The sequence below is a fragment of the Radiobacillus kanasensis genome (assembly GCF_021049245.1).
Classification (GTDB): Bacteria; Bacillota; Bacilli; order Bacillales; family Amphibacillaceae; genus Radiobacillus; species Radiobacillus kanasensis.
In genome coordinates this window covers 822,943-835,783 of the sequence record NZ_CP088020.1, presented here as the reverse complement: position 1 = coordinate 835,783, position 12,841 = coordinate 822,943, and the positions used below count along the sequence as shown (strand labels likewise).

Below are 12,841 nucleotides of genomic sequence, written 5' to 3'. Positions count from 1 at the left end.
AATCATTACTTCTTAAATTCTGAAATCCTTGTTCCCGGAAAATAAAATTGAATAATCTCTTTATAAGATTTCCCACTTTCAGCCATCGCTTGAGCCCCCCATTGACTCATCCCAACCCCGTGGCCAAAGCCTTTTCCTTTCATGGTATAGCTGTTTTCCTTGGATTGAAAAGAATTAATGAGATAGCTCTTAAAAATAGTTCCACCAATCAGTGGGCGTATCCTGTTTAGATTAACTCCATCTAAATGATACTGGTGAAACAAGACCGTTCCACCGAATAATCGTTCCATAAACTCAATGGTAATCGATCCTTTTACACTCCGCTTTGACGATAGTTGTTTGTCTGACACTGTAAAATTCGGAATCGCAAGGATTTTTAAATCTCCCCAATACCCCTTTCTTTTGAGATAACGCTTCATAGATTCCGTGATTTTCTTATCTTTTTCCTCTAGCACTTCCCACCAATTAGGAATATCCCAATCAATAGCCTTTAGGTCTATTTGGGTACGATGTAAGGTGAACCCCCAAGGTTCGATAGGATCATAAGGATCCTTTTTAATCGGAAAATAAGGTTTTGATTTTCCTCCCCACACGTGCGCGTTATTTTCCGTGACTCCTCCATTGCTTGCAGAATAAAAAGCCTCGATTAATTTGCCCTTATACGTAATGACCTCGCCACTTGTTTCTTCCACGGCCTTCGTTGTTTTCTCCTTCCAAGTGTAACCTCCATAGACCTGATAGCTGATTGTATCATCGATCTCTTCATTCAAGTGAGAAGTTGCATACGTTCTGGCAGCAAGCGCCTGTGCTTTTAACGCTTCCAATCCCCAGCTTGGGTAAACCTCAAAGGGAACGACCCCTTTTAAGTAATCTTCCATTGGCAATTGGTTTACGGGACGAATCGTATCATCTTCTTCCACCCTAAATTCCATCGCTCCCAAATACGGCCGCCCGTTTATATATAAGATGTGCTTCTCGTCGTATTTCTCAGGAATGAAAATCAAAGGTTCTTTAAAAGTATGCTGCCCGTTTTCCCCTTGAAGAATTAAGGAATCCTCATCGACCGTTAACTGATAGTTTACTCCTTCCTTTATCGCTAATGTTGGATCTAACGACCGATATGCGCCTTTAAACTCTACATTCAATTTAGAAGAGTCCTCAATGTAGTTGGTAAGCCTAACCGTGACCATCTCTTCCGCTTCTGATGTGATAGGGAATAGACCGATCAATAAAACTGTTATAAGTAGTATTTTTTTCATATCACTTATATTCCCTTGGTACTTTGTGATTATTCACTATAGGTTAAACCTATTGGTAAGATTCCAACATATCTATAGAAACTTAACTAAATTGTATCCATGAACCTATACTAGAATCACTGAATCGATTGTTTAAATATTAAAATATAAATAAGATTAAATGTCCATTGTGATAGAATATCAACAAGCACAAATTGCAAGATAGAACATTATTATCTGACTTATTAAAAATGCTTGTTATTGTCTATGAAAAATACAAAGTACTAACAGTGAAGGAATGAAGAAGATGAATGAATTAGCGAAGAAGTTACAACCATTTATAGTAGGAAGCCCCCACATCGAAATTTTGAAAGATGATTTTTCACATCAGATTGTCGATGTAAAGTCTGGCCAAGTGTACGGTTTTGTACATCTTAATGAAGGCAGATTAATCGCTTACGAGATAAGTGAACCCGAAGAAGTCGAAGACGAACAAATACCTTTTAATACTCCGCCAAATGTGGATAGGATAATGGAAGTTGCACAATTATTCATAGACACATTTATTAATCGCGACGTTCATTTCAGTATGTTAAACGAGTGGAATGACAACCATTTCATGGTTACTTACGAAGAACGAGACCCAAAACTTGACCTCCTTATTCCACATACAGGGTGTACCCTTCATTTTACGAGAGATGGAATTCTAACAAATGCTGATATAGGCCAAATGGACTTTCAATTATTATATCCAGAAATCACTGTCTCAAGTGAGGACGCAAAGCAACTATTAAGAAAGGCCAACTACTTACAACTGTCCGTTCATGTCCCTGATTTAGTTGAAATGGAAACAAATCCAGTAGTTGAGCTGATTTATCGTTCCAATCATAACATAATGGGAGTTGGAGCTGACGGGAACATAGAAACGGTCACTGAATTTATGAATACGGAAGAACTCTCAATTGAAAAAATTCAAGCTGTAAACTCAACTTCGTCTATAGAAGAAATGCTTGGAGTAAATAAAAAACTAGAAAAAAATACAGGAGAGGATGGATCGGTCATATGGATAGATCCTACCGTCTATATGGAAGAAGACGAAGAAGCAGAACCTCTTATCTCCATTTTCTCTGATGAAACTGGTCACTTCAGTTTTTCTAACTTACCATTTGAAAAGATGGATGATACTCCCTCCCTACCTATGGGAAAATTGACAGAAAAGGCATTAGAATTTTTAGAACTTGTAGAAGGAAATATCCATGATAAGTATGTATTAGAAGAACCAATAAAAACGGTGGACAATGAAGAGTTGTTTGATGAAGAGGAAAGGGACGAAGCCTTCGAAAACGAATTGGATGCGGAAGATGAAGAAGACATGGCCCATGATTACTTAGACTCTGAACCTACGCAAATGTTCACGTTTTATCGACAACATGGCGAATTTAGAATGGAAAGCGTGGAAGCACATGTGCATGTCGGAATATATACAGGTTTAATCAGAGAATGCTCTGTGACACGTTTAAGCTCTAGTCAAACTGCTAACTTGGAAAAATTAAATCCGATACCGACAATTACCTTACAAGAAGCAGAAGAAAGATTCTTTAACGAACTAGAGATGAAATTAACTCGTTGCGTAAAGGATTTTGGCGATCCTAACATTTATACACTATCCTATTTAGTCGACTTTCCTAAGACGGGTGGTCATATAGAAAAAATCAATGCACACACAGGGGAAGTCAGTTATATAGAGACTGGAATCATCAAAGAAAGGCATTAATGAAAGGGGCTTTCCTTTAACACCAAGGAAAGCCTCTTTCTCTTAATTGAAAGAATTAACCACTTTTAAGTCCACTTCTGCTTGCTGATGACTCATTCTACTATGGAGAAGGAATCTCAAAATATCTTCTGCTGCATGTTCGTTGATAAACGCTTTTTGCGATTGTCTGATTGTGTTTAGCTTCTCGTGATTATGAGCTAATAATCCGCCAATCGTTTGTTGAATATCCTGTACATCTTTGCAAATTACGCCTAAGCCTGCTCTCTCAGCAAACACAGGGTTGTCTTCTTCTTGGCCTGGCAATGCACCAGTAATCACTAATGGTGTGTTCGCCGCCACCGCTTCGAACATCACATTGGGACTACCCCTTGTAAAGGCAATGTCTGCATCCAACATCAATTCATGAATATTGGTCACAAAACCATAGATTTGCACTTTATCCCCATATCTACCTAACAATGATTTTTCTAGATTTGCTTTTAATTTTTGATTTCTTCCGGCAATTATGTTGACCTGACAATCAAAATTTTCTAGTAAATTTTCCGCAATCGTGTTCATGTTGCCGGTACCTTCCCCACCACTCATAACCAAACAAGTCAGCGGTGATCGTTGTTCCTTGCTTTCTAATGAGTTCGATTCAGAGAAAAACTTACTTCTGACAGGGAAGCCCACCACTTTTATTTTTTCTTCAGGAACCCCATACTGCAAACATTTTTCCTTAGCTTCCTCTGTAGGGCTCAAAATATAATCTGCTCTTCGGTCCGCCCATAAAGGGTAGATGTTAACAAGGTCCGCAATTAACGTATAGAATGGTACATCCATCTTTTCTTTTTCCAAGATATTTAGGATTGAACCATTAAAATTAGGATGGACTGACAATATGAAATCCGGTTTCTTCTCATCCATTAACTTTAAAAAGTTTTTTTTAATCAAGGACTCTATTAATTTGTTCACTAATGGTGCCTTCAAAGCAGACATATTCCAAATGAGTTTCCACAAGTTTTCTGAAAACCTTGTGATAGGACCATATGATTTACCAATTCCATTTAGCAGTTTTCCACCAAGGGAAAAACCATCCACTACTTCTACTTTTACATTATCATCTATATGTACTTTTTCACATATTGCTTCTGTAATACTCTTATGTCCATGTCCAGTATGGTCAGAAGATATGATGAGCATTTTTTTCTGCATAGGATCAAGCCCTTCTTTAACAAATACGTCCCTAGTATATCAGAACTTTATTACTTATTGGGTTAAAGGTATGTAAATCTTAGAATTCATATATATACAAAATTTACTATGATAAAATAATAGGGTTGAAAACTTTGGAAACTAAAAAGGAGCTTCTTTGTGAAACTTTCAACCTTCCAAATCTACTATACCATATTTGTTTTTATTGCTCTTGCAGCATTCGAACATATTATAATCGGACTCTTTCCACCACTGTTTCCCTACATTGCGAAGGATTTAGCTATTGATGTAGGGGATCTCGGGTTTATTTCTGGAATGAATATATTGGTAACAGCTGTTTCTTCTATCTATTGGGGTTATCTTTCAGGCAAAACAAAGCGGAAGAGACTCATTATCATTGGCACCCTTATCTGGGTAGGGTCCATTTTCTTGACAGCCATTAGCCAAAGTTTTGTAGAATTGCTTTTATACCAAGTTTTAACGGGAATCGGTTTAGGGTGTATGGCTTCCATTGGGTTTAGTGTTTTAACAGATTACATCCCTTACCGGAAACGAGGTCTAGTATTAAGCTTATGGGGAATGGCCCAAGGACTAGGTGGAATCGTTGGTTCTATGATGGCCTCTTTAACAACAACTAACACAAGCTGGAGATGGTCATTTGAGCTAGTTGGCATGATTGGGTTAGTTCTGATTTTATTATACGTTTTTATAACAGAACCAAAACGAGGTGGATCCGATCCCGAGTTAAAAGCTGTTGGTAGCAGCAATCAGTCTTATGATTACGTGATTGAACCTAAACATATAAAAGCAATTCTGTTACAAGGCAGTAATGTTTACTTGTACATCCAGGCTCTTTTTATGAACATTGCAACGGGAAGCCTTATCTGGATTCCTACCTTGTATATCTACAAAATCATTCAACAAGGTTATGAAATGAAAACGGCCGTTATTGCATCTGGTTTCTTATACGCTATTTTTCAAATTGGCGGAATGGCTTCCGTTTATCTAGGCCATCTTGGTGATCGAGTCCAAAGAAAAAGCTTTAAAGGGAGAGCTTATTTAACGGCTTTCTTTGTTTTCTTTACACTCCCGCTATACATATGCTTTTTTGCTATTCCTATGACCAATTTATCCTTACCAACTGATGGGGATGCGATAGATATATTGATCAGTCTTGTCCAACAAATTATTTTAAATCCGTGGGTAGCGTTATTGTTTGTCCTATCATTTATTGCTTCTGCCTTCCAATCGGCAAATACACCGAATTGGTTGGCGCTCATTACAGATGTGAATCTTCCAGAGCATAGAGGAACAGCATTTAGTATTGCAAACCTTTTTAACAGTATTGGGCGAACCTTTGGGAATGTAGGTGTCGGTATTATTCTTGGCATGATTGGCACACGGTTTAGCGAGCCTTATAACTATATGATTACCTTATCTATCTTACAAATTTTTCTGATTCCGTCTGCCATTTGTTATTTGAAAATGGCTAAACATAACGTGATAGATATAAAGCATGTTAAAAACACTTTGACGAACCGTGGGAGAGTATAACCGAACAAATAATTTAGGATCATAGAAAACTTTTGAAACAAATTGCAGACAAAATTCGTCATGTATAGTGACGCTCTTTTTGATAGTTAGATTTTTCACTTGTGGGGGAAATTTTCATGATAAAAAAAATAATCCATTTACCTATATATATAATTGCTAGCATCCTATTTGGATTAAAAACGCTCCTTGTGTATGCGTTCGTATTTGATATGTCGATAGATAATCCGATGCAAGCCATCCTTTTTATCCTTAATCCTTTTATTTCTGCGTTTGTCTTTTTTGCATTAAGTATTTGGTTGAAAGGCAAATACCAGAAACTATTTATATGTATGGGTGCGCTAGTCGGTTCGATTATTATCTGGGCAAATACAATGTTTTACCGTGATTTTACTGACTTTATTACGATTCCAGTCATGTTTCAAGCGAACAATGCAGGAGACGTCACGAATAGTATTTCAACTTTGTTTCATCCGTCAGATCCTTTATTATTTATTGATGTCATCCTTATCTTCTTCCTTAGCTTTAAACGTGAAGCGGCAAACTATGTTCGCAAGAAAAAAAGCTCGATTTTTGCCTTGTCTGCCGCAATTTTGGTTGCGAATTTGTTACTAGCACAAGTGGCACGACCAAATCTATACACAAATGTCTTTGATCGAGAAGACTTTGTGAAGAACATTGGGCTTTTTAATTATCATATGTATGATATTGCTTTACAAGCTTTTACAACGTCACAAATAGCGTTTGCAGATGGCACTAAAATATCCGAAATCCGTGACTATGTAAAAGATGTTAAAAGTGAGGAACAATCCGAGCTATTCGGTATTGCGAAGGATCGCAACCTTATTTTTATTTCATTAGAATCCATACAAAGTTTTGTGATGAAGAATGAGGTTAATGGCGAGGAAATCACACCTTTTTTGAATAATTTGATCGATGATAGTTATTACTTCGAAAATTTCTATCACCAAGTCGCTCAAGGGAAAACTTCTGATTCTGAATTCCTTGTAGAAAACTCTTTATACCCTTTACCAGGAGGGGCCGTTTTCTTTCTACGTGCCCAAAATGAGTATAACGCTATGCCAGAAATTTTAGGTCAACAAGGGTATTATTCAGCCGTTTTCCATGCTAATAATAAGAGTTTTTGGAATCGGAATAATATGTACGATACGCTAGGCTTTAAGAATTTTTTTGATGAGACTGCTTATCAGATAACGGAAGAAAATTCGATAGGTTGGGGACTAAAAGATAAATCGTTTTTTACACAGTCCATTAAATACTTACAAGAGCTTCCTAAACCGTTTTATTCGAAGTTTATTACACTAACGAACCATCATCCGTACGAGTTAGGGAAGGAAGATGCATCGATTGAACCCTATGATTCTGAATCTACGACACTTAATCAGTACTTCCAAACCGTACGTTATACGGATGAAGCTGTAGAACAGTTCTTTGAGCAATTAAAACAGTCTGGACTTTATGAGAATTCGATTATTGTATTAATGGGTGATCACTATGGAATTAGTGAATATGAGAATGAAGCACTTGGTCAATATCTCGAACAAGAAATTACTCCTTATGATCATATTCAATTACAGCGTGTCCCATTTTTCATTCACATTCCTGGTGAAGAAGGAAAGGTTGTTTCCAAAATTGCAGGGCAAATTGATGTAAAACCTACTCTCTTGCATCTACTCGGGGTGGATACGGAGAGGGACATTGGCTTTGGAACTGATTTATTGGCAGAGAATAGAAAAGAATTTATCGCTTTCCGAGACGGGAGCTTCGTAAGTGATGATTATGTTTACACGAATGAAACGTGCTATGAACAAGGCACTGGGAGCATCCTAAGTGAGAATACAGGTATGAAAAACTCGGTATGCGAGCCTATAAAAGAAAAAGTCATGCAAGAACTAAACTATTCAGATGAAATTGTGTATGGAGACTTGTTTCGGTTTTATGATTTTCAGTCAAGAGATTAAGTAACACTGAAAAGTGCCTGGTAACAGCTGTTATCAGGCACTTTAATCTTTTATAAAGTTAGTTTTGTTGCAAAAATGGGTGGGCTATATTCTAACTCTTCATTACAAAACAACAGCCTTCTGCCTATTTACTATGTCCACAAAGTAATATAGCTGTTTATTCAATCGTTCCAAGATTACTTGGTCCATAACAGGATTGGATATTTGTTGTTTATCTATTTGAGTATCTACCAAGTAAACACCTTTTAAATTTTGTCCTTTCAAGGAAGCTAGTAAAGGTTTTAACGTGTATTCGATCGCTAATAAATGGGACATACTTCCACCAATCATTAACGGCAATACCGGTTTGTCTTGTAGCACATCTTGTGGCAGTAAATCAATAAGCGCCTTTAATACTCCAGAGTAGGTAGCTTTGTAAACCGGTGACCCTACAATGACACCTTTCGCATTTTCGATGACCGAAGCAATTTCCTTAATCTCTGTGCTGTCATATTTGCCATAGAATAGCGCCTCTTGTGGTACATCCCTTACCGAAATATGTCTTACTGATAACCCCTTCTCCAGAAGAAGCGAGCCCATATACTTTAAAACTAAATCTGACCTCGAGCTTTCCGAAGGGCTTCCCGATAATACTACTATTTCACTCATCCTGTTCATCCTTTCCGGTATCAAAAAATGATATTTGCGTGATGAAAACGCAGGTATAAAAACTTATCATTCACTCATCCAATCCGGTTTATGGAATCCTCGGAACTTCTCCTCTATTACTTTTTTGAATTCATCTGATTGTATGGCTTCTTTGATATCCTTTACATATTGTTTATCTAGATCTTCCGTATTTACTACAACGCGGTTGATAATATTTTCTGGCAGTTTATCTCTAACTATGGCGGTGGTTAAGTCCAACCCAGCTGAAATTGCAAAGTTGCCATTTATTGCTGCAAGGTCGACCGATTCTAACGTTCTAGGTAATTGTGCCGCTTCAACTGGTTCAAATTTTAATTCTTTAGGATTACTTGTAATATCCTTAACAGTGGCTTTAAGGGGATCCACATCACTGCTGAATTCTATTACTCCATTATCGGCAAAAACGGTTAGACCTCTTGCAAGATTAGTAGGATCATTTGCAATAGCAACAGTACTCCCTTTTTCAATATCATCTAACGCTTTATACTTATTAGAATAGATACCAATTGGCGCTGTTGGCACGGTAATCACACTGCTTAACTTCATATCGTTTTCTTCCGCGAAAGCCTCCATATAAACCAAGTGTTGGAATAAATTCGCATCTAAAGATCCGTTATCAAGCGCAATATTCGGTTGTACATAATCATTAAATTCCTTGACGGTAACTGTATAGCCCAACTCTTCTAAATACGGCTTTACACCTTCTTTAAGCATATCACTATATGGGATTGTTCCTCCCAACACTAATTCCTTTTTTTCATCCCCAGAAGCTGCACCTTCACTTGACCCACAAGCGGAAAGTACACTTATTACTAAAATAGATAGAAACACCCATAGTGTTTTTTTCATTTTCTATCTTCCTTTCAACCTTTTATTTTTTGTTAACAGATTTAGAGATAAAGTCACCCACGTATTGAACAAGTTGCACCAACACAACGAGTAAAATAACAGTCGTAAACATAATGGTATTATCATAACGGTAGTAGCCGTAGCGAATAGCTAAATCCCCAATTCCTCCACCACCGACTGTTCCCGCCATGGCGGAGTAACCAATTAAACTAATTGCCGTAATTGTTAATCCAGAGATTAATCCTGGCTTTGCTTCCGGTAAAATAATTTGTCGGATAATCATCCAAGGCGATGCCCCAACTGCAACTGCTGCTTCAATTACGCCTTTATCTACTTCTCTAGCAGACGATTCTACTATTCTTGCATAGAAAGGAATGGCGGCGACAGATAAGGATACAGAGGCTGCCAATGGGCCAATCGTTGATCCAACCAGAAGGTTTGTAAATGGCAATAGGAATACAAGTAAAATAATGAATGGAATGGAACGAACTAGGTTGACTACCGTTCCGATAATCCTTTTTATCCACTTGTTCTCTAGAAAGACTCCCCTATCCGTGACATATAAGATGATCCCAAACGGTAAGCCCAACAGCACAGCAACTAGTAAAGCAATCCCAACCATAAGCAACGTTTCAAAAAAGGCAACATTCAACTCAGGTAAAATTTCAATGATATTACTCATTTGTTAAAACCTCCACCTTACTTACCCGATTGCGCAGAAATTCGATTGCTTTATCTACTTCCTGTTCTGCTCCATTCATCTCCATAATGAAAATGCCTAACGGGACATCTTGTATGTATTCTACTTTTCCATGAAGGATATTTCCTTTCACTGGAAAGGACTGCAACATATCGGATACAACGGAATCCGTCGCGATTTCTCCCCAAAACTGTAGTTTTATCAATCTTCCATGTATGTTTTTTAATAACTCATATGGAAGCTCAAAGTTAAGAACTGTTTGAATAAATTGTTCGGTTAAGGGCTCTTTAGGATTTGAAAAGATGTGATAAGTAGAACCTTGCTCCACTACTTTCCCATCTTGCATCACGGCACAACGGTGACAAATTTCTTTTACAACCTCCATCTCATGAGTGATGATTACAATGGTTATACCGAGCTCTTTGTTTATTTTTTTTAACAGATTAAGGATAGATTTTGTTGTGCCTGGATCCAATGCCGACGTTGCCTCATCACATAATAGAACTTTAGGATTATTGGCAAGTGCACGTGCGATACCTACACGTTGCTTTTGCCCCCCACTAAGTTGGGCTGGGTACTGGTTGATCCTATCCTCAAGACCAACGAGATGAAGCAACTCTTCCACCCTTTGCCTGATCTCACGGTCTTCCATTCCTGCAGCCTTTAAGGCAAATGCAACATTCTCATATACCGTTTTAGAAGCAACCAAATGGAACCCTTGAAAAATCATACCAATGGATTGTCTGGCCTTACGAAGCTCTTTACTCGATAGATGTAATAAATCTATTCCATCAACTTTAATGATCCCGGAAGTAGGCCTTTCTAAAAAGTTGATACAACGGAGTAACGTGCTTTTACCCGCACCACTGTAGCCGACAATGCCGAAAATCTCACCAGCTTTTATGGTTAAGGAAACATTGTCGACGCCTACTATCGTTTTCTTGTTACTTTTGTATTCCTTTGTAACACCTTCCAATTCAATCATGGTGACTGCATCCCCCACTTTCTTTGTTCTTTTCTATTGATTAGTAGGCACGCGTCTAAATCTACTTCCGGGATGGTCATCCGGCAACGTACTTTTTCCTTGTGGAAATAGTTTTTCACGTAACGTACCTGATTTATATTCTGTTTTATATAATCCACGCTCTTGTAAGACCGGAATGACGAGATCAACAAATGCCTCCAAATCTCCGGGGGTCACTAAATGGTTCAAGTTAAAGCCATCTACCCCGGATTCTTCAAACTGGAATTGAATAGCATCCGCAACCTCTGTTGGATTCCCCACAATGATGCTGTTTCGATCCAACGACTCAAAACGGTTGAGGACTTCTCCCACTGATAGCTTTTTCGGTGCATCCTTCGTTAGCGTGGCTGCTTTATAGTGCCCGCCCTCGGTTGGCTTTCGATATTCAAATGGTTCATTCGGATCTAATGCTTCATATTCTGCAAGGTCATATCCGCTAGCACCATACTGTGCTTTTGCAGCATCCGCACTCCACAGCTTGTTGTACTCCTCATATTTTTGCTCCGCTTCTTCTGTTGTTTCCGCAACAATAACGCTAAGAAAAGAAATTATTTTAATATTGTCCGGGTTACGCCCGTGTTTTTTCGCCCGATCTCGAATATCATTTGCATAGTAACGAATTCTTTCCGGTGTCGGTCCCCCAACAAAAATACATTCTGCATGTTTGGCTGCAAATTCACGTCCCTTTTCCGAAGTTCCAGCTTGATAAATAACCGGGGTGCGTTGCAGAGAAGGTTCACTTAAATGAGGACCCTCCACTTTGAAGTACTTCCCTTCGTGGTTAACCTCATGTACCTTGTTAGGGTCAACAAGTGTTTGGTTCACTACATCCTCGACAACTGCTCCATCTTCCCAGCTTTGCTCCCACAGTTTGTAAGAAACATCAAGATATTCGTGGGCTATGTCATAACGCTCATCGTGTTTAATCATGTCTTGTAGCCCAAAATTTCTAGCAGCATTAGGTAGATAGGATGTCACAACATTCCACGCAATTCTTCCCTTAGTCAGATGATCCAGGGTTGAAAATCGTCTTGCATTACCAAAAGGGGCCTCATAAGTTGTACTTACTGTAATGGCGAAAGAAAGATTTTCCGTTACACTGGCCATTGCCGAAATGAGTAATGCCGGATCATTTAGCGGAACCTGTAGGCCATCCCTGATAGACGGTGCTTTACTATTTTGATAGACATCATAAACACCGAGAACATCCGCAAAAAATACAGCATCAAACTTTCCTCTCTCAAGAAGCTTCGCCAAATCAATCCAATACTCTAAGTCTTTATAACTCCGGTGCCTTTTGTTTTTGGGATGCTTCCAAAAACCGTGTGAATTGTGCATGGCACTATTCATTTCAAATGCATGTAAAATAATTTGTTTTTGTTCACTCAACTTCTTCTCCCCCTAATAAAAATATCCAAATAAAAAAGCCTCTTCATAAGAAAAGAAGAGGCTTTAATCGCATACCAGCACAAATCTTCTCTTATCTGTCAAGCTATTGCTTGCTGGAATTGGCACAGTACTAAACGAGTCTGTTGCCGAGGCTTCAAAGGGCCAGTCCCTCCACCTCTCTGGATAAGAAAAATTCTTGCATATTAAGTTAACCAAGAATATACAGGAAATAGAAAAAGCTGTCAACTAAATTTCTGAATTTTTACACCTTTCCTTTTTCGCGAATATTGACAATAGTCTGGAGTTGATTTATATTAGCCCTAAATTACATAGTTACTGAACTTATCTAGAGTCAGGGGAGGAAACTGGTCCTTAGATCCTGCAGCAACCACTTATCTTGATTAAGAAAGGTGCTAATTCCAGCAGACATTTACCATGTCTGAAAGATGAGAA

At 38.3% G+C, this 12,841-nt stretch carries 10 protein-coding genes and 2 riboswitches; of the genes, 3 read left to right on the top strand and 7 right to left on the bottom strand.

Annotated features, from left to right (window positions below; translation table 11 throughout):
• Positions 1-5: 5 nt before the first annotated feature.
• The gene (locus KO561_RS04410) at positions 6-1,259 is read right to left on the bottom strand and encodes a SpoIID/LytB domain-containing protein (protein ID WP_231095925.1); all 1,254 of its coding nucleotides are present in this window, start codon (positions 1,257-1,259) and stop codon (positions 6-8) included.
• 286 nt (positions 1,260-1,545) lie between these two features.
• Here KO561_RS04410 and KO561_RS04405 point away from each other — a divergent pair, with 286 nt between their 5' ends.
• Positions 1,546-3,012, top strand: a complete 1,467-nt coding sequence (locus tag KO561_RS04405) for a hypothetical protein (RefSeq protein ID WP_231095924.1) — start codon at positions 1,546-1,548, stop codon at positions 3,010-3,012.
• A gap of 42 nt (positions 3,013-3,054) precedes the next feature.
• Here the strand turns inward: KO561_RS04405 and KO561_RS04400 are convergent, their stop codons facing one another.
• Positions 3,055-4,206 (bottom strand): MGDG synthase family glycosyltransferase, encoded by a 1,152-nt coding sequence (locus tag KO561_RS04400; RefSeq protein ID WP_231095923.1) that lies wholly within the window; start codon positions 4,204-4,206, stop codon positions 3,055-3,057.
• A gap of 159 nt (positions 4,207-4,365) precedes the next feature.
• Here KO561_RS04400 and KO561_RS04395 point away from each other — a divergent pair, with 159 nt between their 5' ends.
• Together KO561_RS04395 and KO561_RS04390 are read left to right on the top strand one after the other, a co-directional pair.
• Positions 4,366-5,760: an MFS transporter gene (locus KO561_RS04395; protein WP_231095922.1), complete on the top strand. Its 1,395-nt coding sequence runs from the start codon at positions 4,366-4,368 to the stop codon at positions 5,758-5,760.
• A gap of 116 nt (positions 5,761-5,876) precedes the next feature.
• The gene (locus KO561_RS04390; RefSeq protein ID WP_231095921.1) at positions 5,877-7,739 is read left to right on the top strand and encodes an LTA synthase family protein; all 1,863 of its coding nucleotides are present in this window, start codon (positions 5,877-5,879) and stop codon (positions 7,737-7,739) included.
• A gap of 102 nt (positions 7,740-7,841) precedes the next feature.
• Here the strand turns inward: KO561_RS04390 and ssuE are convergent, their stop codons facing one another.
• The 5 genes from ssuE to KO561_RS04365 form a co-directional block, all read right to left on the bottom strand.
• On the bottom strand, positions 7,842-8,387 hold the full coding sequence (gene ssuE / locus KO561_RS04385) for an NADPH-dependent FMN reductase (RefSeq protein ID WP_231095920.1): 546 nt from the start codon (positions 8,385-8,387) through the stop codon (positions 7,842-7,844).
• Positions 8,388-8,453: 66 nt separating this feature from the next.
• Entirely contained in the window at positions 8,454-9,275 is an 822-nt protein-coding gene (locus KO561_RS04380; protein WP_231095919.1) for a MetQ/NlpA family ABC transporter substrate-binding protein, read from the bottom strand.
• Between the two features lie 22 nt (positions 9,276-9,297).
• Positions 9,298-9,957, bottom strand: coding sequence for a methionine ABC transporter permease (locus KO561_RS04375; RefSeq protein ID WP_231095918.1), 660 nt, complete (start codon positions 9,955-9,957; stop codon positions 9,298-9,300).
• Positions 9,950-10,960, bottom strand: a complete 1,011-nt coding sequence (locus tag KO561_RS04370) for a methionine ABC transporter ATP-binding protein (RefSeq protein WP_231095917.1) — start codon at positions 10,958-10,960, stop codon at positions 9,950-9,952. The genes KO561_RS04375 and KO561_RS04370 overlap by 8 nt, the downstream gene beginning before the upstream one ends.
• A gap of 33 nt (positions 10,961-10,993) precedes the next feature.
• On the bottom strand, positions 10,994-12,388 hold the full coding sequence (locus KO561_RS04365; RefSeq protein ID WP_269140693.1) for an LLM class flavin-dependent oxidoreductase: 1,395 nt from the start codon (positions 12,386-12,388) through the stop codon (positions 10,994-10,996).
• A gap of 88 nt (positions 12,389-12,476) precedes the next feature.
• Positions 12,477-12,578, bottom strand: a riboswitch (SAM riboswitch).
• A 149-nt stretch (positions 12,579-12,727) separates the two neighbouring features.
• A riboswitch (SAM riboswitch) is annotated at positions 12,728-12,841 on the top strand.